The organism is Actinoplanes sp. NPDC089786, assembly GCF_040684855.1.
Classification (GTDB): Bacteria; Actinomycetota; Actinomycetes; order Mycobacteriales; family Micromonosporaceae; genus Actinoplanes.
Genome location: NZ_JBFBGU010000004.1, coordinates 288,589 through 312,693, shown reverse-complemented (window position 1 = coordinate 312,693; position 24,105 = coordinate 288,589). Strand labels below are relative to the sequence as shown.

At 72.3% G+C, this 24,105-nt stretch carries 15 protein-coding genes; 5 read left to right on the top strand and 10 right to left on the bottom strand.

From position 1 onward, the window contains the following. The first annotated feature begins 101 nt into the window (after positions 1 to 101). Positions 102 to 2,573 (top strand): glycoside hydrolase family 2 protein, encoded by a 2,472-nt coding sequence (locus tag AB0O15_RS17815; RefSeq protein WP_364319557.1) that lies wholly within the window; start codon positions 102 to 104, stop codon positions 2,571 to 2,573. A gap of 77 nt (positions 2,574 to 2,650) precedes the next feature. Here the strand turns inward: AB0O15_RS17815 and AB0O15_RS17810 are convergent, their stop codons facing one another. The 10 genes from AB0O15_RS17810 to AB0O15_RS17765 all read right to left on the bottom strand — a co-directional run bounded on the left by AB0O15_RS17810 (position 2,651) and on the right by AB0O15_RS17765 (position 18,226). Next, the gene (locus AB0O15_RS17810; RefSeq protein WP_364319555.1) at positions 2,651 to 3,670 is read right to left on the bottom strand and encodes a 5'-3' exonuclease H3TH domain-containing protein; all 1,020 of its coding nucleotides are present in this window, start codon (positions 3,668 to 3,670) and stop codon (positions 2,651 to 2,653) included. A gap of 17 nt (positions 3,671 to 3,687) precedes the next feature. Beyond that, positions 3,688 to 4,095 (bottom strand): hypothetical protein, encoded by a 408-nt coding sequence (locus tag AB0O15_RS17805; RefSeq protein ID WP_364319554.1) that lies wholly within the window; start codon positions 4,093 to 4,095, stop codon positions 3,688 to 3,690. An 859-nt stretch (positions 4,096 to 4,954) separates the two neighbouring features. After that, complete coding sequence (locus AB0O15_RS17800; RefSeq protein ID WP_364319552.1) at positions 4,955 to 6,778, bottom strand: sulfite exporter TauE/SafE family protein; 1,824 nt, start codon at positions 6,776 to 6,778, stop codon at positions 4,955 to 4,957. Further along, positions 6,775 to 8,076 carry a hypothetical protein gene (locus tag AB0O15_RS17795; RefSeq protein ID WP_364319550.1) on the bottom strand — a complete coding sequence of 434 codons (1,302 nt, stop codon included), beginning with the start codon at positions 8,074 to 8,076 and terminating at the stop codon, positions 6,775 to 6,777. Before AB0O15_RS17795 ends, AB0O15_RS17800 begins: the two co-directional genes overlap by 4 nt. Positions 8,077 to 8,091: 15 nt before the next feature. Then, positions 8,092 to 9,714 (bottom strand): DUF4331 domain-containing protein, encoded by a 1,623-nt coding sequence (locus tag AB0O15_RS17790; RefSeq protein ID WP_364319548.1) that lies wholly within the window; start codon positions 9,712 to 9,714, stop codon positions 8,092 to 8,094. 80 nt (positions 9,715 to 9,794) lie between these two features. Next, entirely contained in the window at positions 9,795 to 10,862 is a 1,068-nt protein-coding gene (locus AB0O15_RS17785; RefSeq protein ID WP_364319546.1) for a LacI family DNA-binding transcriptional regulator, read from the bottom strand. Then, positions 10,862 to 13,597 (bottom strand): glycoside hydrolase family 3 C-terminal domain-containing protein, encoded by a 2,736-nt coding sequence (locus AB0O15_RS17780; protein WP_364319544.1) that lies wholly within the window; start codon positions 13,595 to 13,597, stop codon positions 10,862 to 10,864. The genes AB0O15_RS17785 and AB0O15_RS17780 overlap by 1 nt, the downstream gene beginning before the upstream one ends. A 164-nt stretch (positions 13,598 to 13,761) precedes the next feature. After that, positions 13,762 to 15,048: an extracellular solute-binding protein gene (locus AB0O15_RS17775; protein ID WP_364319542.1), complete on the bottom strand. Its 1,287-nt coding sequence runs from the start codon at positions 15,046 to 15,048 to the stop codon at positions 13,762 to 13,764. Then, positions 15,045 to 16,910: a substrate-binding domain-containing protein gene (locus AB0O15_RS17770; protein ID WP_364319540.1), complete on the bottom strand. Its 1,866-nt coding sequence runs from the start codon at positions 16,908 to 16,910 to the stop codon at positions 15,045 to 15,047. Before AB0O15_RS17770 ends, AB0O15_RS17775 begins: the two co-directional genes overlap by 4 nt. Before the next feature lie 143 nt (positions 16,911 to 17,053). Continuing rightward, positions 17,054 to 18,226: an ROK family protein gene (locus AB0O15_RS17765; RefSeq protein ID WP_364319538.1), complete on the bottom strand. Its 1,173-nt coding sequence runs from the start codon at positions 18,224 to 18,226 to the stop codon at positions 17,054 to 17,056. 148 nt (positions 18,227 to 18,374) lie between these two features. Here AB0O15_RS17765 and AB0O15_RS17760 point away from each other — a divergent pair, with 148 nt between their 5' ends. The 4 genes from AB0O15_RS17760 to AB0O15_RS17745 all read left to right on the top strand — a co-directional run bounded on the left by AB0O15_RS17760 (position 18,375) and on the right by AB0O15_RS17745 (position 24,083). Next, positions 18,375 to 20,018 (top strand): extracellular solute-binding protein, encoded by a 1,644-nt coding sequence (locus AB0O15_RS17760; protein WP_364319536.1) that lies wholly within the window; start codon positions 18,375 to 18,377, stop codon positions 20,016 to 20,018. A 23-nt stretch (positions 20,019 to 20,041) separates the two neighbouring features. After that, positions 20,042 to 20,923 (top strand): ABC transporter permease subunit, encoded by an 882-nt coding sequence (locus AB0O15_RS17755; RefSeq protein WP_364319534.1) that lies wholly within the window; start codon positions 20,042 to 20,044, stop codon positions 20,921 to 20,923. Beyond that, complete coding sequence (locus AB0O15_RS17750; protein ID WP_364319532.1) at positions 20,920 to 21,816, top strand: carbohydrate ABC transporter permease; 897 nt, start codon at positions 20,920 to 20,922, stop codon at positions 21,814 to 21,816. The genes AB0O15_RS17755 and AB0O15_RS17750 overlap by 4 nt, the downstream gene beginning before the upstream one ends. 77 nt (positions 21,817 to 21,893) lie before the next feature. After that, positions 21,894 to 24,083 (top strand): beta-galactosidase, encoded by a 2,190-nt coding sequence (locus AB0O15_RS17745; RefSeq protein WP_364319530.1) that lies wholly within the window; start codon positions 21,894 to 21,896, stop codon positions 24,081 to 24,083. The last annotated feature ends 22 nt before the right edge of the window (positions 24,084 to 24,105 follow it).

The following is a 24,105-nucleotide window of genomic DNA, read 5'->3' as shown; positions in this document are numbered from 1 at the left end:
GGGAAGCGCGGCCCCGAGAAACATCCGGGGCCGACCCTGAGACGTACGTGAAAGGATGTGATGGGCCTGCCCGAACATCTCACCAGGAGCTTGCCAACTCAATGATCCGTGACGATCTCCACGCCGGCTGGACCGTCGTGGCCGCCGATGACTCGATCGGGCCGCTGACCGCCGAGGTGCCGGGCTCGATCCACACCGACCTGCTCGCCGCCGGGCTGATCGACGACCCGTACGCCGGGGCCAACGAGGCCGCCCTCACCTGGCTGCACCGGTCGTCCTGGATCTACCGCACCACGCTGCCCGCGGTCGCCCCGGCCGCCGACGAGCGGGTCGACCTGGTCTTCGACGGGCTCGACACGGTCGCCACGATCACGCTGGGCGGGGCCGAGCTCGGTCACACCGCCAACATGCACCGGAGCTTCCGGTTCGACGTGCGCGACAAGGTCAACACCGATCAGGAGCTGGGCGTACGGTTCGACAGCGCGCTCGCGTACGCCGAGGCGATGCGCGAGCGGCTGGGCGCGCGACCGGCGGCGTACGAGCACCCGTACAACATGATCCGCAAGATGGCCTGCAGTTTCGGCTGGGACTGGGGCCCCGACCTGCAGACCTGCGGCATCTGGAAGCCGGTGCGGCTGGAGCGCTGGCGGGTCGCCCGGCTGGCCTCGGTGCGCCCGCTCGCCACCCTCGACCCGGACGACACCACCGGGCGGCTGACCGTCCACGCCTCGATCGAGCGCTCGGGGCTCCAGCCCGCCGGCGACCTGGTGCTGCGGGTCTCGGTCGCCGGTCGGGTGGCCGAGACGCGGATCGCGGCCGGCTCCGACGCGGCCGTGGTCGAGCTGGCGGTGGAGGACGCCGCGATCTGGTGGCCGGTCGGCTACGGCGACCAGCCCCTGAACGACGTCACGATCGAGCTTCTCGACGGCGACGCGCGGCTCGATGTCGCCGAGCGGCGGGTCGGGTTCCGGCGGGTCGAGCTGGACGAGACACCGGACGAGATCGGACAGCGGTTCGCGATCGTGGTCAACGGGCGCGAGATCTGGGCCCTCGGTCTCAACTGGATCCCCGAGGACCACCTGCTCACCCGGCTGACCCGGGAACGCTACGCCGCCGCGGTCGACCGGGCCGTCCTCGCCCACGCCAACCTGCTCCGGGTCTGGGGCGGCGGGATCTACGAGTCGGACGACTTCTACGACCTCTGCGACGAACGCGGCGTCCTCGTCTGGCAGGACTTCCCGCTGGCCTGCGCGGCGTACCCGGAGGAAGAACCGATCCGGGGCGAGATCCTGGCCGAGGCCCGCGAGAACATCGCCCGGCTCAGCCCCCACCCGTCGCTGGCCATCTGGAACGGCGGCAACGAGAACCTGTGGGGCCACGAAGACTGGAACTGGAAGCTCGAGCTGGGCGACCGCACCTGGGGGCTCGGCTACTACCAGCGCGACTTCCCGGCCCTGCTGGCCGAGATCGACCCGACCCGGCCCTACCACCCGGGCAGCCCGTCCAGCCCCGGTCACGACCCGGCCGACGTGCACCCCAACGACGACCGGTACGGCACCCGGCACGAGTGGGAGTCGTGGAACCAGCGCGACTACACCTGGCACGACCGGAACGTGCCGCGGTTCTGCGCCGAGTTCGGCTGGCAGGCGCCGCCGGCCTGGGCCACGCTCACCGAGTGGCTCGACCCGGCCGACCTGCGCAAGGACTCGCCGGCCTTCCTGCTGCACCAGAAGGCGGCCGACGGCAACGGCAAGCTCGACCGCGGCCTGGCCCACCACCTGGGCATCCCGGCCCGCTTCGACGACTGGCACTGGGCCACCCAGCTCAACCAGGCCCGCGCCACCACGTACGCGGTCGAACACCTGCGCGCGCACCGGCCACGCACCATGGGCAGCGTCCTGTGGCAGCTCAACGACTGCTGGCCGGTCACGTCCTGGGCGGTCGTCGACAGCGCCGGGCGGCTCAAGCCGTCCTGGTACGCGTTGCGCCGGGCGTACGCGCCGCGCCTGCTGACGATCCGGCCGCTCTCCGTCGTCGCGGTCAACGATTCCGATGCGCCCTGGTCGGGGACGCTTCTCGTGCGGCGACTGGCCTTCGACGGCACGGTGCTGGCCTCGGTCTCGCTGCCCGCCTCGGTGGCGGCGCGATCCGTGGCCACGCTGCCGCTGGATCCGTCGGTCACCACCCCGGGCTCGCCGGCGGCTGAGGTGGTGGTCGCCGAGCTTGACGGGGTACGCGCGTTCCGGACGTTCGTCGAGGACCAGACGCTCGCGTACGACCCGTCGGCCCTGACCGCGACCGTGGCTCCGGCGCCCGGGGGATACGCCGTGACCGTCGCGGCGTCGTCCTTCGCGCGGGACGTGACGCTGCTCGCCGACCGGGTGGCGGCCGACGCGGCCGTGGACGAGCAGCTGGTGACGTTGCTGCCGGGCGAGTCGTTCACCTTCCGGGTACGCACGGCTCAGGACATCGATCCCACGGCGCTGCTCGGGCCGTCGGTGCTGCGGTCGGCGGTTGTTGACGCCGACCCGGCGGCAGGAAGCGGCCCGGAGCACCGACCGGCCGGCGCGTAGACGGCGGGACTCGGCTGTGCCCGTACCCGATCAAGGTCTTGTCGGGGTTCGTCCTGGACGTGCGGCGGGGACGGCGGTCAGAACAGGCTCAGCTGGCCCGGCGTCGGGTCGCGGCGGCTGGACAGGCTGCGACGGAACACCCACGGCTGCAGCTCCGGGGTGGTGGTGTCGTCGACCCGCTGGGGCGGAACGTTGCCGACCAGGGCCCACAGCGACGGCCCCAGGTTGATGCCACGGGCACGGAGAGCGCGGCGCATCGTCAGATAGTCCAGCGGCAGGCGGGCCGCGTCGAGGTCGGGCAGGGGCAGGTCGGTGCGCATGCGCATCAGGCGGCGGTTGCGGTCGACCCGGTCCTTGCTCGTCGCCAGCTGCCCCGCCGGCGCGTCGCCCACCACGTCACTGACCGTCCGCAGGTCACCGCGGTCGAGGGCGGCCCACGCCTCGTCGACCGAGCCGAAGGCGTTCAGCAGTTTGGCCGCGGTCGCCGCCCCGAAGCCCCGGACGCCGTGCAGGTTGTCCGACGGGTCGCCCCGCAACGCGGCGAAGTCCCGGTACTGTCCCGCCTCCACGCCGCACAGCTCGACCAGGCCCGGAGCGTCGATCAGGACCGCCTCGTCGAAACCTCCGTTGCGTACGCGCAGCACCTCGGTCGTCTCGTCGATCAACGCGAACGCGTCGCGGTCACTGGTCATGAGCACCGAACGCCAGCCCGCCCGCCGGGCCGCGGCGGCCCCGCTCGCCAGCACGTCATCCGCCTCATAGGCCGGCGGCACGACCACGCAGACCCCCGCGTTCCGCAGCAGCTCGGGCGCGCCCGCGATCTGCTCGCTCAGCGGAGCCGGCTTCTCGGGCCGGTGCGCCTTGTAGCCGTCCCACTCCAGCCGGCGCGCCGACGACACCGAACAGTCGAAGCCGACCACGATCGCATCGGGCCGGAGCTGGGCCGCCGCCCGCGCGACATAACCCACCAGCCCGCGCAACGCCCAGACCGGGCGGCCGTCGGAATCCTCGATGGGATCGCTCGCATACGCGTGGTAGGCGCGATGCAACAGACTGTTCCCGTCCAGCACAAGCAGCAGCGGCGACGGAAACGGCACCCGACCAGCTTAGGCTTTCACAGCCCCAGAGCGTGGAATTCGTACACGAACCGGCGCTGATCCTCGACGCTGACCACCTGACCGGCCGGCGCCGGGTCGAGCAGGTCGACGATCTCATGGACCTGACCCCGGGCGCGCCGCGTGAGGACATACCCCTGCCGGCCGTCCGCGAACTGCCGGAGCTGCCCCGACGGCCAGACGTTGACCCGGCAACCCTGGCAGCACAGCAACAGCCCGTCCGCCTCGAGCCGCAGCCGCAGGTCAATCAGGCAATCAACCAGATCCGGCCCGGCGAACGCGCCGTAGTCCCGCTCCAGCGACCGAGCCCCCACCACGGTCGCGCCGCGGTCGCCTTTGACCTGCAGCGTGATCGGCGCGATCCGGCCATCAGCATCGACAGTGTGCAATTGCCTCAGATCTTCCATCGACGATCATCTTAGTAACTCGACGCCGATCAAACTGGCGCGACCTCCATTGCGGATACTCGTGTCGCGCCTGCGTCGTGCATTGGCGGGCCGGCCGGTCCTCTGACTCGTGTCCAGCGCGGCCTGTCGAAGCTGAGTCCGGAATGTGGCGCTTGCCGGAAAGCCTTCCCGGGTGGGAGGTCTGCTGCATCGCTCGCGCTGGTCGTGGGCTGGGCTGGGTTGCCAGGCGCCCGGGCTGCCCGCTCGCCCTGCCTGCGGCCGCTCGCCCTCCCTGCCGAGCCGCGCAGTCGCAGTGTCGCGGTCAGTGTGCCGTGCCGCCCCACCACCGTCATGACCAGTGGCAGAGCAGCCCGGCATTACGGTCCTGAATACCGTTGGGGTCTACCGCTGCGACGGGCGGTGGTAGGGCAGCTCGGCGTTGCGGTCCTGAATGCCGTTGGGGTCTACCGCTGCGACGGGCGGTGGTGGGGCAGCTCGGCGACGCCTGCCCGGACACCGTCAGGGCCTACCACCGGTGCGGGACAGCCAGGGTGAGTGGCGGCAGGGAGGGTGAGCGGGCAGCTCGGGCGCCTGGCAACCTAGCTCGGCCCATGACCAGCGCGAGGGCCGGCACCCAGCGGAAGCGGGCTCGACCCGAGGGCCAGCACGCAGCGGGACCAGGCACGCCATGAGGCTGGGGTCGCCATTGGCAAGCAAGATCAAATCTGACGCGGCCGCCGCCACCTCCCCCACCCCTGTTCTGGGTGGGCGAAACGTAGCGCGGAGGTACGACAAGTTCGGTCTTTCGTCCACAGGAGGGTGCCGGTGTGGATTGTCGTGCTTGGAGAGTGGGCTGGCGGCGGCCTGCTCGCCGGCCGGGTCAGAGCAGGCCGATGACGGCTCGCCCGGCGAGGCCGGCGCCGACGATCAGGATCAGGGCGGCGGTGAGTATCGGGGCGGCGGTGCGCAGGCGGCGTAGGCGGGTCAGGCGGCCCTCCAGGCGGTCGCGGATCTTGATCAGGAGGAGGCCGGCCGCGGTCAAGGTGGCGGCCATGCCTGCGCCGTAGGCGACGACCAGCAGGACGCCGAAGACGGTCCGGCCCAGGGCGGCCGCGCCGAGCAGGACGATCAGCGCGGACGGGCTTGGGACCAGCCCGCCGGCGATGCCCATCCCGGCGATACTCCACCGGCTCGGCCCTGAGGCGTTGTCACGGTGTTGCTCCGCCACATCGGAGTGGTGGTGTCCGGGCTTTTGCGTGTGGGCGTGGGCGTGGCGGTCCGGCTTATGCGTGTGGGCATCACCCTCGCTGTGCCATCGTTCGTGCTGGCCGGGCGCGGGGTCGTGGTGCGGCTGGTCGTTAGTAACGTCGGCGGGCTCGCCGTCCGCGCGCGGAAGATCCAGCACGGCCGTGGCTCTCGGGCCGGTGGTGACGCCGCCGCCGCGGTCAATGGGTGCGCCTGCGAAGGTACGTCCGCTGGCATGGACGTGCGGCTGAGTCGTCTCTCGCCCAGGCGCCCGGCTGTCTGCGCCGGCGTGGGTGTGCGGGCCGGCGTGGTCGTGCTGGTGAGAACCGGCGTGAAGGTGGGGCTGAGCGCCGGCGCGGGTGTGCGTGTGGCCGCCGTCCTCGTCGTGGGAATGGGTGCCGGGGCCGTGATGGTGGTGGGCGTCCAAGGGGCCGCCCCGGCGGCGGAGGGCGGCGATCAACGCGCCCGCCCCGATCGCCGTGACCACCACCCCGCTGACCAACCCCAGGTACCCGAGGATCGTCTCCCCGGCGACCCCGGCCACCGTCGTCAGCAGCAACCCCAAAGCCAGCACCCCGCCGGTATGGGTCAAGGTCACCGTCGCCCCCACCGCGACCGCGTCGCGGGGGCGGCCACGCCGGCCTGCCAGGTACGCCGCCATCACCGTCTTGCCGTGGCCGGGCAGGGCGGCGTGCCCGGCCCCGAGCAGCAACGCCAGCACCACGGCCAACGCGCCGACCCAGGGCGTGAGCCGCCGCCCGCCGACCAGCTCCTCGAGATAGCGCTCGGCCCGAGCCAACGGCCCGGCCGAGTGCGGCGACGCCTCCAACGGCCGAGAGGAGAGCGGCGACGCCTCCAACGGCCCGGCCGAGAGCGGCGACGCCTCGGACAGAGCAGACGACGACCCCGCGCCGGCCCGGCTGGTGAACGACGCTGTTCGCGCCGAAGGCGGGGACGTCAGCAGGTCCGACGGGTAGTGCCGCAGCTCGTCGCTGATTCCGGCGGTGGGCAGCGGCGAACCCTCCAGCGCCACCCCGGGCCCGGCCGTCGCCACCAGCTCGCGCCAGCCGATGCGGTCGTCGCGGAACGTGAACGCCATGGCCACGGCGCCGAGGGCGGCCGGTGCGGAGAGTGTGCACGAAAGGCGGCTCGTCGAGAGGCCGCCGGCCCCGGGCGCTGAGGTGAACGATGAGGACGCCACAGTCCACGCGACCGGCCGGCCGGACACCGTCACCGTGAACGTCGACGCCGCGGAAGCACAGGTCGGCGCCGGGTCCTGCAGGGTGGGCAGTTCGGCGATGTCGGCCACCACCACCGCGTCCAGGCGGTCGGGGTGCACGGTCAGCGCCGCGTACGTGTTGACCGAGAAGTTGCCCAGCGGGTGCGCCGACGCCGGCCCGGACGGCAGCAGCAGGACGGCCCCGATGACCAGGGCCAGCAGGATGGCAGCGCGCTTCATCGGTGGGCCTCCAGGGCGGCCAGGGCGCGGGCCGCGGTGGGTCCGTCGGCGGGGGAGAAGTGCGGGTTGAGCGAACGTGTTCGCCGGAGCTGGACGAGCGCCGACGACCGGTCACCCAGGGTGAGTGAAATCTGGGCGAGATGCCAGGTGTAGGCCGCTGAGGACGGCGCCGCAGCCACCGCGCGGCGGGCGTACCCGAGGGCGGCCTTGTCCTGTCCGGACTGGTGGAGGGCCTGGGCCAGGGCGTCGGCCACGTCGGGGAAGGGGCGCCGGGCGAACTCGGCGCGGGCCAGCCGCACGGCCGTGGCCTGGTCACCGCGAGCGAGCGCCAGCTGGGCGCCGGTCAGGTCGTCGCGGCCGCCGTTGGCCTGGAAGACGCGGTGCGCGGCGTCGGCCAGGTCGAGCTGCCGAGACGGGTCCTGGCCGGCCAGGCGCAGCAGCTGGGCGTACTCGAGGAGGGTGTCGGGGGTGGGGGTCCGGGCGGCCACCTTGGCCGCGTCGGCCAGCGCGGGGGCCAGCAGGCCGCGGGCGGCCAGAACGCGGGCGCGGCCCCGCAGCAACGGCTGGTAGTGGGGTTCCGCGGCCAGCCCGGCGTCGAGGTGGGCGGACGCGCCGGCCAGATCGCCCCGGCTGAACGCCAGGTCGGCGAGCTGGCCGCGGCAGAACGCGATGTCCGCCGGGTCGGCCGCCGCGGCCAGGGCCTGCTCCATCAGCGACGACGCCCGGTCGAGCGAGCCGCGCAGCTCCAGGTCGTAGGAGGCCCGAGCATACGCGGCCAGGCCGGGCCGCAGGTCGAGCATCTTCTGGATCGCCGCCGTGGCGCCGGCCCGGTCGCCGAGCTGGGTCAGCGCGTCGGCCAGCACACCGAACGCGTTCGCGTCGTACGCGTTCGTCCGCAGCGCTCGCGTCGCGTAGATGCGCGCCGCCGCGAAGTCGTGCCGGGCGTTGGCCAGGGCGCCCAGGCCGACCAGCGCGTCGGGGTTGTCCCGCACCGCCAGTGAGCGTTCGAGGGCGCCTTCGGCCCGGGGATACAGCGACGGGTCGGCGGTGATCCGGGCCCGTTCCACGTACGCGACGCCGAGCGCCGCCCAGGTCTGGTGGTCGCGGGGCAGCTCGCGCAGCCGGTCCTGGGCCCGGGCGATGGCCTGGGCCTGCCGGTCGGCGGGCGCTGCCGCGGGGGCAGCACCCGCCGTCCGGACGACCGGCGGCGTCTCGCGCAGGCCGAGGATCGCACCGGCCGCGAACACGGCCAGGGCGGTCACCGACACGATCGACACAATCCGCAGGTGGTGACGCATGACGTCGCTGTCTCCTCAGACCCGGGCCCGGCGGCGCAGCCAGGCGAGGACGACGAGGAACAGGACGACGGCCACGGCCCCGACCGAGAGAGCCACGATCAGCCACCTGTCCCGGGACGAGTCCTGGTCGGCCGAAGCAGGCTTGAGGGCGACGGGCCCGGGCGCGGAGGACGCTGACGGGATGGTCGCGGTGGGCGGTTCGGCCGCCACGACCGGCGACCGGTTGCTGTTGACGGCGCCCATGTTGGGCAGCGCGACGTACGGGAAGGACGCGCCGAACTGCTGGTCGTTGGCGTCCACCTTGTCGCCGGCGGCCAGGGCATCGACCAGCTTGCCGGTCTGCGCCGCACCCTCGACCGCCTGGATCGAGATGTCGACGGCGTCGTCGGTGAGCCGCCGCCCGTTCGGGAAGCCTTGCAGGTCGCCGCCGAGCACGCCGAGCCGGTTGGGTGTGGCCGCGACCGGCACGCCCAGGTTGAGCCGCAACATCTCGGACGGCCGGAACCGGCTCGCCCGCACGTCCTTGTTGTTGAGCTGCGAGTTGAGGTCGGCCTTGATCGGACCGTTCGCCTTGGTGGTGATGCCGGTCAGGAAGATCTCGACCAGGTCGTTACGCGGTGTCGCCGGCGCCGGGATCTGATAGATGCCCTGGATGAGCTTGGGCAGTTCCGGGTCGGTGACACGCTGGACGACGGCGGGGATGCCGGCGTCCTTGTCGGGCGAGATCGAGTTGAACGCGTCCTTCAGGCCGGCGGGTACGACCACCTCGTTGACCAGCGGGTTGCCCAGACGCGACACCTGCACCCGGTCGTTGGTCAAAGCGGAGTCGCCGGTGATTCGCACCCGGTTGCGCTCGGTCGTGGTCCACACGCCGATCACCGGGTTCCGCTGGGCGTCACCCTTGAGGGCGACGTCCTTGAACGGCACCTGAAGCGCGAGCGTGTTCACGTTGTAGCCGGCCAGCGTGTCCTGACCGGTCCCGCTGAGGTCCCCGCCGTACAGCAGGTCGAAGACCCGCAGGTCGAGGAAGAACGGGTCGTCGGCCTGGCCGGCGTAGAGCTTCCAGCCGCCGGGCAGCCCGACCGTGGCCTGGTCACGCAGCGTCCGATAGTCGGGCATGGACGCGGCGCCGGTCCACGACGGCGCGACCGGGGCGTCCTTGATCCGCGTCTTGAAGGGCTGCCCGTCGAACGACGACTGGAGCGTGTACGTCTGCCGGAACAGCAGGTTCTCGTCGTCGAGCGAGGTGACCGGGCCGTTGTTGTAGAGGAACGTCTTGTTGCCACGCTTGTCGACGTTCTTGAAGGTCCAGCGGAACACGGCGTCGGCCTTGGCATCGCCGTCGCTGTCGACATTGATCTTGTACGCGGCGTCGGTCGCGAACGGGTAGAAGTTCGGGCCGCCGTTCGGCTCCTCGAACGGGATCCAGTTGGCGATCATGGTGACGTAGCCCGGCCGGTCCGGGCTGACGAACGCGTACAGGTCGGTGTTGTCCGCAGCCGGGTCGCTGGCGATCAGCGGCGCCTCGCGGTGGCTGGACGCGGTGCTCGTCGACGGGCCGAGTCCGCCGATCGCGCCGGCCAGCACCAGGCCGGTGGCGGCGAGCGCCGCGGCGGTGCGCTTTCGTCGTGTGGTCATTCTCTGTCCTCCCCCAAGGTGGTCGTGCGGGAGGACTTCGCCGCGGCGCGCGTACCGGATCGGTGAGGGTCGGGTTCCGGTCACTCACCCATCCGGGCCGCCGTGGGCTCCGAAACAGGTCTTGATGCGGTACTTCGGCGCACGGTGAGCGCGGGGCCGAGCAGGGTCGATTCGGGTACGGGCGCACCGTCCAGTTTGCGCATCAAGAGGAAGACGGCCTGCCGTCCCACCTCCTCGGCCGGGATCAGCACCGCGGTCAGCGGCGGCCACGCGTTCTCGGCCACCTGGTCCGGGCAGATCGCCACCACCGACACGTCGTCCGGCACGCCCCGTCCCAGCCGGGGCAGCACCGCCAGGACGTGGGCGAGCGCCTCCTCGTTGTGCACGACCAGTCCGGTGACGTCCGGAACGTCCATCAGCAGCTGTTCCACGGCTGCCCGCGCGTCGTCCGGCGATTCGCCGCAGGGCCGCGCGGTGGCCGTGATCCCCAGCCGCTCGGCCGCGTCGAGGAACCCGGCCCGGGTCCGGCGGGCGAACCCGGTGTCGCGCTGGTAGACCACCGGCGGCGCCCCCAGCAGCGCGATCCGGGTGTGCCCGAGTTCGGCCAGGTGTTCGGCGCAGCGTGCCCCGGCCCGGTGGAAGTCGAGGTCGACGCAGGTCAGCCCGGTCGGGTCGGCGGGAAATCCGATGAGTACGGAGGGCCGGCCGAGTTCCCGCAGCACCGGCACCCGGGCGTCGGACATCTCCACGTCCATCACCAGCACGCCGTCCACCATGGCGCTGGCCGCGATCCGCCGTAGCCCGGCCGGCCCCTCGTCCGCGGTCATCAGCAGCACGTCGTGCCCCGCCTGCCGGGCTGCGGTGACCACGGCGGTCACCAGCCGCATCAGGACGGGCAGGTGCATGCCGGTCCGCAACGGCAGGACCAGGGCGATCACGTTGGCCCGCCGGCTGGCCAGCGCCCGTGCCCCGGCGTGCGGGTGGTAGCCGAGCTCGGCGATGCTGGCCAGGACCCGCTGCCGGGTGGTCGTCGAGATGGCCCGCTTGCCGGAGAGCACGTAGGAGACCGTGCTGACCGCGACGCCGGCGTGCCGGGCCACGTCGGCGATCGTCACCATGTCGGCGCGCTTCCCGTCCGGACGGGCCATCAGGCCGCCCCTCGGCCGAACTCCAGCGCGCTGACCCGTACCCCCGGTTGGTCGAAGACCAGGAACAGATCGTGCCGGCCCGCGCCGTCGAGGGTCTGCACCACATCCGCGTAGCGGTACGGGTCGCCGGTCGCGGGCACGTCGATCGTGGCGAGGAGCCGGCCGGTGAGCGGATCGTCCAGCCGCAGTTCGAGGCGGGCGTCCCGGTCCGGCGCGGCGGCCCGGACCCGCACCCGGCTCACCCCGGCCCCGAGGTCGACGTGGTGGAAGGCCACCCAGGCGCCGGCCAGCCGCGCCTCCACCACGTCGCCGTCGGTGCGGGTCTCGTCGGCCAGCCGCGTACCGAACTGGTCGTCGCGTGTCGCGGCCGCGAGCGGACCGGCCCGATCACGCACCTCCTCGCCCCGCACCGACAACGCCGCGCAGAGCGTGATGTCGGTGCTGGAGCGCCCGATCATCACCGAGTGCCGGGCCGTTTCCACGGTCATCCGGCCGCGGGTGACGTCGAAGTGCGCGAGGTCGGCCGCCCGCAGCTCGAAGGAGACGGTGGCCCGCTGGCCGGGCTCGAGGCGTACCCGGCGGAAGTCGCGAAGCTGCCGCAACGGCTGCCGGACCCGGGACCGGCGCCGGCGGGTGTAGAGCTGGACGACCTCGGTACCGGCCCGATCACCGACGTTGACCACCTCGGCCAGCACCGTGACGACCCCGCCGGCGTCCGTCTCGGCCCGGCTGAGGCGCAGGTTCTCATGGGCGAAACGGGTGTAGCCAAGCCCGTGGCCGAACGGGAACTGCGGCGTCCCCCGGAAGTACAGATAGGTCGACTCGCTGCCGATGATGTCGTAGTCCAGCAGGTCGGGCAGTTCGGCCGCGTCCCGGTACCAGGTCTGGGGCAGGCGCCCGGTCGGTTCGTCGGCGCCGAGCAGGATCTCCGCCAGGGCCGCCCCGGCTTCCTGCCCGCCGTGCGCCGACCACAGCACCGCGGGCACATCGTCCGGCAGCGCGTAGGGATAGCTGCTGGTCAGGGCCAGGACCGTGCGCGGATTGGCGGCCAGCACCGCTTCGAGCAGGGCCTGCTGCGCCGGTGGCAGGGCCAGATCGGCGCGGTCCTCGGTCTCGCGTCCGGCCACCATCGGATGGTTGCCCAGCGCCACGATCGCCACGTCGGCGTCACGGGCCGCCGAGGCCGCCAGCGCCGGCCCGTCGACGATCAGCGAGGCGGTGAACGCCGTGGCCTCGTCGACGGTGGGCGCGGCGGCCCGGAGGGGCGGGAGCGCGCCGGGGGAGAAGGTGACCCAGCGATCGAGGGCCACGTTGCGCAGGCGCACCTCGTCGCCGGTGCGGCGCGCCTCGAAGGTCTCGCGCACCACCCACTCGCCCGGTCCGGCGCTGTCGTCGGTCAGCACCCCGTCCGGGCCGGCCCGCAGGTAACCGCCGGCGGGGGAGCGGAAGGTCAGGACGCTGCCGCCCCAGTCGAGCACGTCGAAGCGGCCGGCCTCGGCCGTACCGGATCGCAGGACGATCCGGTCGCAGCCCTCGACGAAGGTGGCCGACGGCAGGGCGGAACGCAGCGTGGTCGCGTACGGCAGGGTGCCGCTGTACCAGTCGGTCAGCACCGTGCCGGCGAGCGGCCCGATCACCGCGAGCCGTGCGCCCGGCGGCAACGGCAGCAGCGCCCCGGAGTTGCGCAGCAGCACGACACTGCCGCGGGCGGCGAGCCGGGCCAGGTCGCGGTGCTCGGCGCAGTTGATCACGTCGCCGGAGACGGCGGCGTACGGATCGGAGCCCGGCGGGTCGAACTCGCCCAGCCGGACCCGCACGGTCAGGATCCGCCGCGCCGCGGCGTCCACGTCGGCCTCGTCGATCAGCCCACGCGAGAGCGCCTCGGTGAGCCGGTCGACGGTCGGCCTCGGATCGGCGTCGTCCTCGGTGAAGCAGTCGACCCCGGCCCGCAGCGCCGCGCCGAACGCCGCCGCGTGGTCGGGCAGATAGCCCTGGTCGCGGTGGATGTTGCCGCCCGCGCCGGCGTCGCCGACCACCATCACCTCGGGCAGCGCCGAGCGGATCAGCGGGCTGAGGTGGGCGGGACGGCCGTTGACCAGGTTGTACGACGCCATCACGGCGACCGCGGCGTCCGCGGCCAGGGGCGCTCGGAAGGCCGGCAGCTCGTACTCGTGGAGCACCCGCGGCGGCAGGTCGCTGGACGTACGCGAGCGGTCGGTCTCGTTGTTGTAGCCGAGGAAGTGCTTGAGGGTCGGCGCGGTTCGCAGGACGCGCGGGTCGTCGCCACGCAGGCCGCGCGCGTACGCGGTGCCCATCACGCCGGTCAGCCAGGGGTCCTCGGCGTACCCCTCCTCGTTGCGCCCCCACCGCGGGTCGCGCAGCGGATTGACCACCGGCGCCCACACGTTGAGGCCGACCCGCTCGGGGTCCTTGTGGTGCAGCGCCCGCACCTCGGCCCCGGTGGCCTCGCCGACCAGCCGGACGAGGTCCGGATCCCACGTGGCGCCGAGCCCTACGGCCTGCGGGAACACGGTGGCCGGCCCGAGCCAGGCCACCCCGTGCAGCGCTTCGGTCCCGGTCCGGAAAGGCGTCAACCCCAGCCGGGGCACGCCCACCTGATGCTGACGCAGCAGCCCGATCTTCTCCGGCAGCGTGAGCCGCGCCAGCAGGTCGGCCACCCGGTCGGCGACGGGCCGGTCGGGGTCCCGGAAGCTCCCGGGCGCCGGGTCCTTCATGCCGCGCCACCCCTCGTCGAAGCGCTTCGATGAGACTGTGAAGAAAACTCCGCCGACGGTTACACCCGTGTTACGCGGAGTCCTCCGAGGTTGGCACCGGACATCGACGCCGGTCAAGACCTCCAGCGGCATCCATCGATATTTTCTTAAACGGTTAAGTCTGGTCAGCCGAGGCGGCCGTGCAGGGCGTCCGTCAGCCGGGTCACCGCGTCGTCGGGCAGCTCGCCGCCGCTGTTCAGCGTCTCCACCACGATCTCCTGGAAGACGCTGCTGAAGAGCGCGTAGTGCGGCGTGTCGGGCCGCGACTTGGCCTCGTTCAGCGCCTGCAGGAGGACCGGCGCGTACGGGCGTTTCCGCCGGACCTCCGGATCGTCGTAGACCGCGGACCGGGTGGCCGCCAGCCCGCCCTGAGCGAACAGCTGCCTCTCACTGTCCTCACTGGTCAGGTATCGGACGAGCTCCTGCGCCACCTGCGGGTCGCGGGTGCCCGCGGCGACGGCCAGGTTCTGTCCGCCCAGCACACTGCGGCCCGGCAGTGGGCGCACGTCGAAGTCCTTCAGCGGCTTGTCCCCGGAGCGCAGCTGACCATAGGCCACCGGCCAGTCGCGCATCAGCGGGGCCTCGCCGCGCCGGAAGGCGGTGCGGCCGGTGTCCTCCCGGAACTCCCGTGACCGCGGCGCGATGGCGGGCGGCAGGCCGTCCGTTCCCCGCAGTCCTTGAGCCAGCTGGCGCAGCCCGGCGCGCGCCTTCGTGCTGTCGATGACCACGAGGTTGTTCTCGGCGTCGTACACCTCGCCACCGGCCGACCAGATGGCCTCGAGCGCGCTGACCGTCAGCCCCTCGTACTGGGCCAGCGGGGTCACCAGGCCGCCCTGGAGCCCTGGCTGGGAGGTCCGCAGCGCGCGCACGTCGTTCGGCTGCGGGGGAAGGGTCTTCGGCAGCGCGTTCGTCGGCACGCTCGTGCGGAAGTAGAGCAGGCCGGCGTCGGTGTTGAACGGCAGCGCCCACAGCCGGCTGTCGAACTGGCAGGTGTGCAACGGAGCGCCGAGGAACCCGGCGATGTCGGTGGTCTCGTCCAGGGCCCGGATGTACCCGGCGGTGGCGAACTCGGCCGTCCAGGTGACGTCGAGGTTGTAGATGTCGATGCCGGGATTGTCGGACTGGGCCCGTGACACCATCTCGCTGTGCTGAGCGTCGGAGCTGGTGGAGAGGTTCTCCAGTCGCGCCGGGGTGCTCGGGTGCGCGCGGTTCCACTGGTCGACCAGCGCCTGCCGCTGACCACCGATGCTCTCGTCGGCGCCGGTGAGGATCACCATCTCGGCGCCGGTGAGGGGCGAGGGATCATCGTGGACGAGGCCACGGGCGTAGACCACGAAGACCATCGCCAGGACTCCGGTGGCGAACCAGGCGAGCGCGTGCGCCAGGGTGCGCCACCTCGGTGTGCTGATCACCGTCCACCCCACAGGGTCGCGAAGAGCTGGGCCATGGTGGCGTCCGCCTTTCCCGGGCTGGTCTCCAGGCACTCACCTCGTGCCGCGTCGGTCAGCAGGCGGAGGCCGTTCTCCGTCCCGCCCGCACCCTCGCAGCGCGCGTCGCCGGTGGCGATCACATAGAGCCGCGTACCGGAGGCGCCGGTCCGGCGGCGCACCTCGGTCTCCATCTGCTTCAGGGTTCGATCACTGCTGGTGTCCTCGCCGTCGGTCAGCACGACCAGGGCACGGATGCGCTTGTCGTCGCGACCGCCGGCGACCTCGTCCAGTCCGCCGAGGATCGTGGCGTACAGCGGTGTCGCCCCGGCCGGCCGGGCCGTGCGCAGCCCGGCGGCGATCGCGCTGCGCTGTGGCAACGTGCCCGGCGCGAGCCCGACCAGCTCCGGCGAGCGCCGGCCCCGCTGGGCCGGGAAGGTCCACAGCCCGAACTCGTCGTTCGGGCCGAGATGGCCGAGCGACTCCAGCACGCCTTGGGACGCCACGCTGAACCGGGTGGCTTCGCCGGGCCCGGTGCGGGCCGCCATCGAGCCGGACGAGTCGACCGCGAGCAGAACCCGGCCGGACAGCTTGGCCTGGAGGTGCACCCGCAGCATCTCGTTCAGGGCGATCGGCACGCAGGCGTTGCGCTCCAGCGGGGTGCAGCCGGGCAGCGGGGGATCGAGCCCGGCCTGGCTGAGCTGCGGCCGGGCGTTGTCGCTGAGCAGCCAGGTGAGCAGCCCGTCGGCCGCCTCGGCGTGCCGGGTGCCGCTCCAGGTGAACCGCACGAACGGCAGGTCGAGCGCCGGGCCCTCGAGCACCGGAGGCGCGGCGTCCGCGTCCGGCGGTGAGGCGGGCCGGTCCGGGCAGCCGGGGCCCAGCGGCTTGCCGGCGACCATGCGCCGCCAGGTGCGGAGGCTGGTGAGGACGGCCGCCGGGGTCTGGCCGCGACGCAGGTACGAGCACAGCAGGCTCACCTCGTCGGTGCTGGACGGCGTGGAGCCGGCGATGATCTGCTCGCGCCGCCGCGCCTCGGTGTCGCCGACGAGACCGGTCCGCTCGTCCTGCAGGTAGCCGGCCGAGGCCAGCAGCCCGGCCGCCGACGACTCCGGATCGGCGGCGGCCAGCGTGGGACGCGGCCGGGCCAGCACCGCCTCGACCAGGCCGGGCAGGGTCGCCGTCTCGTCGCGGGCGGCCGCCGGGCCGGCCAGCACGATCGGCGAGGACGCGACCGACGTGACGTCGCGCAGCGGGGCCACCAGCCGGCCGTTGGCGGTCAGCTCGGGCGGCAGCGTCTTGGCCAGGATCTCGCGGACCTTGCGCACGTCGACCGTCGAGTCGGGCAGCCACACGTCGGGGCGCGGCCCGAAGTCGATGAGCGGATGCTCGGTGCGCGAATCGACCCAGCCGCGGGCGAGGGCGCCACCGACGGACGCGGCGCCCGCCGCGTAGACGTACGGGAACACCGTCGGGCAGCCGTCGTCGGCGGTGGCCCGGGCGTAGGCCTCGGTGACCTCGCGGATCGCCTGAAGCCCTTCGGGCGAGGTGAGAACGCGCAGCTCGGTGGCGTGCGGACAGATCTCGTCGGGGGTGATCTCGATGATGGACACGACCGCCACGGTGAGGACCAGCACCCCAGCCGCGCCGAACGCGATCATCCTCTGCCGGCCCGAGACGATCCCGCGTAGGCGGCCCAGCGCCTTCCGCGTCTTCTCGGGATTATTCACCATCGGCTGAAGAATGACGCCGGCCATCGCGCCGATCAGCACGTACACGTTGTTGTCGGACTTCTGATAGGCGAACGCGGCGATCGTGGCGACGACGATCAAGAAGGTGCTGAAGAGCACGCGAAAAAGCAACGTCCCTTTCGGTTCGTCCGTCTCGTCAGGCACGGCCCCGCCCTTCGCCGGCCGCGGCCCCGACCGGCGACCGCGTCCATATCGGACCTCAGTATAGGTTCGGCGGCCAAGCGCGGGCGCCCGTGACAGGTTCAGGACGGCAGGGCGCCGGCCTCGAGATTCTCCAGGGCCAGCGCCGCCGCGCCGGTCGCCACGGCGGCCGGGTCCATGATCGACACGGTCAGCTTGGCCTCGGCCTCGACGGCGGGGAGCAGCCACGGCGCGAGGTCGGTGAACGTGCCGCCGAGCACCACCGCCCGCGGGTCGAGCAGGTCGCTGAGCAGCGAGACGGCCTGGCCGAGGCGGCGACCGGCCGTGGTCAGGGCGGCCAGCGCGGTGGGGTCGCCCGCCCCGGCCATCGTGGCCAGGCGCGCCAGCTCGGGCGCGTAGTCGGTGATCGGTCCGTCGTCGGCGGCGTCCGGCAGCGCGGCCCGGATCAGGGCGGGCAGCCCGGCGTACGCGTCCAGGCAGCCGTGCCGCCCGCAGCGGCAGAGCGGCCCGCCGGGCTCGAGCTGGAGGTGCCCCACCCGCCCGGCCCGGCCGCGGTCGCCGCGCACCAGCCGGCCGCCGGCGATGATCCCGGCGCCCACCCCGGCCCCGCCGAGCAGCGCGATCAGGTCGGGCGCCCCGGCGTGCGTCCCGGATCGGTGCTCGGCCACCACGGCGAGGTTCGCGTCGTTCTCGATCACCACGTCGTACGCCGGGTCGTGCAGCGCCTTGGCCAGGGCCGGCCGCAGGTCGAGGTCGGCCCAGCCGAGGTGGGGCGCGAAGCGGACGGTGTCGTCGGCGGCCACCGCCCCGGGGACGGCGACGGTCAGACCGAGGATGCGCCGCCCCTGACCGGTGAGCTTGGCCGTGACCCGCCCGGCCAGGGCGGCCACCGCCGACTCGGGACGCCCGGCGGGGGTGCCCAGGCCGGGGAACGAGCGCCGCCACGACAGCAGCCGCGAGCCGCTCAGGTCGACCGCGACCGCGGTCAGGTAGTCGACGGCGACCTCGATGCCGACCGCCGCGAACGGGCGGCCCTCCAGGGCGAGCAGCGAGGCGGGGCGGCCGATGCGGTTGCCGGCCGGGCCGGTCTCGCGCAGCAGCCGCCGGTCCAGCAGCTCGCCGACCAGGCTGGTGACGGTCGCCTTGTTCAGCCCGGTGGCGGAGGCGACGTCCGTGCGGGAACACGGCGCGTGCACCCGCACATGCCGGAGCACCGCCGCCAGGTTGGTCGCCCGCACGTCGGTGAGGCTCGAGATCACCCTGTTCCCGCTCATCCGCTCATCATGCCGCATCGGAGATCGACGCCCCTTGTCCATCCTAGTACCGGGGGATAGTTTGTTTGGTTACAAGCCAAACTAAGTCCGAGTCAATCGAGGTTCGGGTCGATCGAGGCCCGGGCCATCCGAGGTCGAGGAGAGCGCCGTGACGTCACGACGGACGTTCCTGGGGGTGGCCGCCTCGGTGGCCGGCGCGGGGCTGCTGGGCGGCTGCGGGGAGAAGAGCACCCGCGGCGGCGCCACCCAGCAACTCGACAAGCTGTCCTCGCTGATACCGGCGGCCAAGGACCCAGGCCTGAGCATCCCGCCGCCGGACGTCGTCGGCACCCGGCCGGTGGCCGACGGCTACACCAGGTTCCCGGCCACCCTGGTCGACGCGATCAGCGAGAAGCCCGGCCGTGGCGGCTCGGCGATCCGGGCGATCACCCCGGTCTGGGGCCCGGCGCCGCCCGCCGGCCGGAACAACTCGTACCTGGTCGCGATCAACGACGAACTGGGCGTGCCGGTCGAGTTCAGCGTCCAGGACGGACTCCAGTACGCCGACAAGATCGGTGCGCTGCTGGGCGCCCGGGACGTCCCCGACCTGCTCTGCGTGCCGCAGTGGGAGGTGGCCAAGCTGGCCCGGTTCGCCGACGCCACCAACGCGCTGTTCGAGGACCTCACGCCGTACCTGCGGGGCTCGAAGGTCTCGGCCTATCCGATGCTGGCGACCTTCCCGGCGGGGGCGTGGCGCAACGCCTGCTGGAACGAGAAGCTGATGTCGGTGCCGAACCCGACCGACGGCCCGTTCCCGTGGGTGATGTTCCACCGGCGCGACCTGTTCACCAAGCTGGGCCTGAAGCCGCCGGCGACGATCGACGAGCTGTACCGCCTCGGCAAGGAGATCACCAAACCGAACCAGGGCGTGTGGGCGTTCAGCGACGTGTTCGCGATGATCCAGATGTATTTCAGGTCGCCGGGTACGAAGGACGGCTGGCGCCGCCGGGCCGACGGCACACCGGAGTTCAAGTACGAGACACCGGAGTTCAAGGCGGCCGCCGAGTTCATGGCCAAGCTCTACCGGGACGGCCTGATCCACCCGGACATCGTGGCCAGCCGCGGCGCCGACATGAAGCAGCTGTTCCAGAGCGGCAAGATCCTGATCACCCAGGACGGCATGGGCGCGTGGCAGCCGATGCAGGCCGAGCAGCAGAACGTGACGCCCGGCTTCGACGTGCAGCCGCTGCCGCTGTTCTCGGCCACCGGCGGCGACCCGATGGCCTGGGGCGACGACGAGCCGATCTCGTACACGTTCGTCAAGAAGGGCCTGCCCAAGGACCGGGTCGAGGAGATCCTCCGGGTGATCAACTGGTGCTCGGCGCCGTTCGGGACCACCGAGTTCCAGCTCCGCGAGTTCGGGGTCGAGGGCAAGCACCACACCCGGAAGGCCGAGGGCCCGGTGAAGACCGACCTGGGCTTCAAGGAGATCGCCAACCAGTACTTCTTCATCAGCGGCCGGCGGCCGGTGGTGCAGCCGACACCGCAGACCCCCAAGTACGTGCCGGACATGCTCGGTTACTCCAACCAGACCGTCAAATACCTGGAGAAGGACCCGTGGGACGGACTCAAGCTGGAGATGCCGGCTCGGTACAAGTCGGGGATGACCCCGTTCGAGGACAAGCTCACCGACCTGGTGCGGGGCCGGCGCCCGTTCAGCGACCTGGACGCGATCGTCAAGGAGTGGCGCGCCGGTGGTGGCGACGAGGCCCGCGAGCTGATGGGCAAGGCACTCGCCGACGCGGGTCGATAAGAAGAGACTGGCCCTTCCTGGTCATGGTCGCGCCGGGATTCCTGCTCCTGCTCGTCTTCCACTACCTGCCGGTGCTCGGCAACGTGGTCGCCTTCCAGGACTACAACCCCTACTCCGGCGACAGCGCCCTGGCCGCGCTGGCCGGCAGCCCGTTCATCGGCCTGGAGAACTTCCGGATCCTGTTCGCCGACCCGGCGTTCTGGGACGCGGTGGTCAACACGCTGTCGATCACCGCGTTCCAGCTGGTGTTCTTCTTCCCGCTGCCGGTCGTGCTGGCCCTGGTGCTGCACAGCGTCATGTCGCCGCGGATCCGCAACTTCGTCCAGACCGTCGTCTACCTGCCGCACTTCTTCAGCTGGGTGCTGGTGGTGACGTTCTTCGTGCAGATGCTCGGCGGCGCCGGGCTGCTGGCCCAGGAGCTGCGGGACGCCGGGATCAGCCCGCCCGAGATCATGTCCAACCCGCAGACGTTCATCGTGCTGGTCACGGCCGAGGCGGTCTGGAAGGACGTGGGCTGGGGCACGATCGTCTTCCTGGCCGCGCTGAGCACGATCGACACTGATCTGTACGAGGCGTCCGCGGTCGACGGCGCCGGCCGGTGGCGCCGGATGTGGCACATCACGCTGCCCGGGCTGCGGCCGGTCATCGTGCTGCTGCTGATCCTGCGGCTCGGCGACGCCCTGACCGTCGGCTTCGAACAGTTCCTGCTCCAGCGGGACGCGGTCGGGCGGCAGGCCGCCGAGGTGCTCGACACGTTCGTCTACCACCAGTCCATCGTCACGGCCGACTACGGGCTGGGCGCGGCGGCCGGGCTCTTCAAGGCGGCCGTCGGGCTGATCCTGATCCTGGTCGCCAACCGGCTGGCCCACGCGCTCGGCGAATCGGGGGTGTACCGCCGCTCATGACCATCACCACGAGAAGGCCGGCCTGGCAGGAGAAGCCCACGGTCGCCGGCCAGGCCACCAAGGGAACCGTGCTGACCGGCGTCGTCATGGCCGTCGTCCTGCCGCTCTGGGTGGTGCTGGTGACCAGCCTGTCGTCCCGGGAGACGATCACCGCGGCGGGCGGGCTGGTCGTCGTACCGCGCGGCATCGACCTGTCGGCGTACAAAATCATCTTTGCCGGCGGCCAGATCACCCGGGCCCTCGCGGTCAGCGCGACCGTCACCCTGCTCGGCACCGCGGTCAGCCTGGTGGTCACCGTGCTGGCGGCGTACGGCCTGTCCCGGCCCGGCACGCTCGGCCACCGGTTCCTGCTCTTCTACTTCCTGATGACCTTCCTGATCTACCCCGGCATGGTCCCGAGCTACCTGGTGGTGACCGGGCTGGGCCTCAAGGACAGCCTGTGGTCGCTGGTGCTGCCCAGCGCGGTCAGCGTGTTCAACCTGGTCGTGGTGCGGGCGTTCTTCCAGAACCTGCCCGGCGAACTGCTGGACAGCGCGCGGATCGACGGCGCCGGGGAGTTCCGCATCCTGTGGCGGATCGTGCTGCCGCTGTCCAAGGCGGTGGTCGCGGTGGTCGGCCTGTTCTACGCGGTCGGCTACTGGAACGTCTGGTTCTCGGCGCTGCTCTACATCGACGACAACAACAAGTTCCCGATCCAGCGGGTGCTCCAGAGCTTCATCCTGGCCGGGATGACGCCACAGACCTCGGGTGTCGCGGCCGGCACGGCGCTGCCGCCCACGCTCGCGGTGAAGATGGCCGTCGTCGTGGTGACCGTACTGCCGATCGCCTGCGTCTACCCGTTCATCCAGCGTCACTTCACCCGGGGCGTGCTCGTCGGCGCCGTCAAGGGCTGAAGGCTTTGCTCTGGTACGGCGGGGACTACAACCCCGAGCAGTGGCCGGTTTCCACGCGCCGGGAGGATGCCCCGCTGATGCTTTCCACCCGCCGCGAGGATGCCGCGCTGATGCTTTCCACCCGCCGCGAGGATGCCGCGCTGATGCTTTCCACCCGCCGGGAGGATGCCGCGCTGATGCGGGAAGCCGGCGTCACGGCCGTCACCGTGGGTGTGTTCTCGTGGTCGTCCCTGGAACCCCGTCCCGGTGAGTACGACTTCGCGTGGCTCGACGAGACGATGGACCATCTCGCCGACGCGGACATCGGCGTCGTCCTGGCCACCCCGACCGCGTCGCCGCCGCCGTGGTTCTCGCTCCGTTCTCCCGAGTCCCTTACGGTCGAAGCCGACGGGACGCGGCTCAGCCACGGGAGCCGGGACACCTACTGCGCCAGCGCGCCCGCCTACCGGGCCGCCGCCCGGGACATCGCGTCGGCCCTGGCCACCCGATATGCCCGCCACCCGGCCCTCGCCCTCTGGCACGTGCACAACGAGTACGCCACCGCCTGCCACTGCGACCTGGCCGCCGCCGCGTTCCGTCGCTGGCTGAACGCTCGTTACCGGTCGCTGGACGCCCTGAACGACGCGTGGTGCACCGCGTTCTGGAGCCAGCGTTACACCGAGTGGGAGCAGATCCTGCCGCCGCGCGCCACGCGCTACCTGCCCAATCCGGGGCTGCTGCTCGACTTCCGGCGCTTCACCTCGGACGAGCTGCTCGGCGCCTATGTGGAGCAGCGCGAGGTTCTGCGGGCGGCCAACCCGGCGGTGCCGATCACCACCAACTTCGTACTCGGCGGCTGGGTGCCGGTCGACCATGCCCGCTGGGCCCGCGAGGTCGACATCGTGGCGATCGACCACTACCCGTCCGACGCCGGGCTGGAGGGGGAACACCAGGCGGCGTTCGCGGCCGACCTGGCCCGTGGCTGGGCGCGCGGCGCGGCGGGTGGTGCCTATACGCGCTCAGAGCGGCAGGGTAGCTCGGCCGGTTCGGGTGGTGCCTATACGCGCTCAGAGCGGCAGGGTAGCTCGGCCGGTTCGGGTGGTGCCTATACGCGCTCAGAGCGGCAGGGTAGCTCGGCCGGCTCGGGTGTTGCCTTTACGCGCTCAGAGCAAAGGGGCGGCTCGGGTGGCTCGGGTGGTGCCTATACGCGCTCAGAGCGGCAGGGTAGCTCGGCCGGCTCGGGTGTTGCCCATACGCGCTCAGAGCAAAGGGGCGGCGGCGGGGAGGGCTGGCTGCTGATGGAGACGGCGCCGAATCTGATCTACACGCCGGGGCGGATGCATGTGAAGGAGCCGGGGCGGATGGAACGGCAGGCGCTCGCCGCGGTGGCCCGCGGGTCGGCGGGCGCGATGTACTTCCAGTGGCGGGCGCCGCGCGGCGGGGCGGAACGGTTCCATTCCGCGCTGGTGCCGCATGCCGGGCCGGAGAGCCGGGTCTTCCGGGAGGCGGTCGCGCTGGGCGCCCGGTTGCGGGAGGTCGCACCGGCGGCGGCCGGGCAGGTGGTCGCCGAGGTGGCGGTGGTGTACGACGAACTGTCGGCGTTCGCGCTGCGGGGGCCGGGAATGCCCCGGGACGGCCTGGACGCCGAGGACGCGGCCCGCCGGGCGCATCGCGAGCTGTGGCGGCTCGGCGTGACCGCGGACGTCATCGGCGATGGTGTCGGAGCCGCGTACAAGATGATGGTTCTTCCCATGCGCTACCTGATGACCGCCGATCAGGTCGAGCGGCTCGAAGCGTGGGTCGCGGCCGGCGGCCGTCTGGTGGTCACCTTTCTGAGCGGTGGCGCCGATGAATTCGGGCGGATCCGGCCGGGCGGGCTGGGCGGCGGCCTGCTCGGGGTGCGGGTGGAGGAGTTCCATCCGATGCCGGCCGGCGCGACGGTCACGCTGGACGACGGCCGGGTGGGTGAGCTGTGGCGCGAGACCGTGCACGCCGCCGGGGCCGAGGTGCTCGCGCGCTACCCGGACGGCGGCCCGGCGATCACCCGGCACGTGGTCGGGGCGGGTGCGGTCTGGTATGTCTCGACCCGGCTGGCCGGCGGCTACGGCAGCCTGCTGGCCGAGGTGTGCGCGGAGGCCGGCGTCGAGCCCGTGGCGCCCGGTCTGCCGTCCGGTGTCGAGGCGGTCCGGCGCGGCGACCGGCTCTGGCTGCTCAACCACACGGACGAGGCGCATGAGGTGGCCGGGATCCGGGTGGCGGCCGGCGCGGTCGTCGTACACAAAGAGTAGTTTTCTCAAACCCGATGGCCGC

Bases quoted from the DNA above. Each gene is read 5' to 3' on its own strand.
- AB0O15_RS17815 (WP_364319557.1), top strand. From the start codon at position 102: ATGATCCGTGACGATCTCCACGCCGGCTGGACCGTCGTGGCCGCCGAT.
- AB0O15_RS17805 (WP_364319554.1), bottom strand. From the start codon at position 4,095: ATGGAAGATCTGAGGCAATTGCACACTGTCGATGCTGATGGCCGGATC.
- AB0O15_RS17800 (WP_364319552.1), bottom strand. From the start codon at position 6,778: ATGAAGCGCGCTGCCATCCTGCTGGCCCTGGTCATCGGGGCCGTCCTG.
- AB0O15_RS17795 (WP_364319550.1), bottom strand. From the start codon at position 8,076: ATGCGTCACCACCTGCGGATTGTGTCGATCGTGTCGGTGACCGCCCTG.
- AB0O15_RS17790 (WP_364319548.1), bottom strand. From the start codon at position 9,714: ATGACCACACGACGAAAGCGCACCGCCGCGGCGCTCGCCGCCACCGGC.
- AB0O15_RS17785 (WP_364319546.1), bottom strand. From the start codon at position 10,862: ATGGCCCGTCCGGACGGGAAGCGCGCCGACATGGTGACGATCGCCGAC.
- AB0O15_RS17780 (WP_364319544.1), bottom strand. From the start codon at position 13,597: ATGAAGGACCCGGCGCCCGGGAGCTTCCGGGACCCCGACCGGCCCGTC.
- AB0O15_RS17765 (WP_364319538.1), bottom strand. From the start codon at position 18,226: ATGAGCGGGAACAGGGTGATCTCGAGCCTCACCGACGTGCGGGCGACC.
- AB0O15_RS17755 (WP_364319534.1), top strand. From the start codon at position 20,042: ATGGTCGCGCCGGGATTCCTGCTCCTGCTCGTCTTCCACTACCTGCCG.
- AB0O15_RS17750 (WP_364319532.1), top strand. From the start codon at position 20,920: ATGACCATCACCACGAGAAGGCCGGCCTGGCAGGAGAAGCCCACGGTC.
- AB0O15_RS17745 (WP_364319530.1), top strand. From the start codon at position 21,894: ATGCTTTCCACCCGCCGCGAGGATGCCGCGCTGATGCTTTCCACCCGC.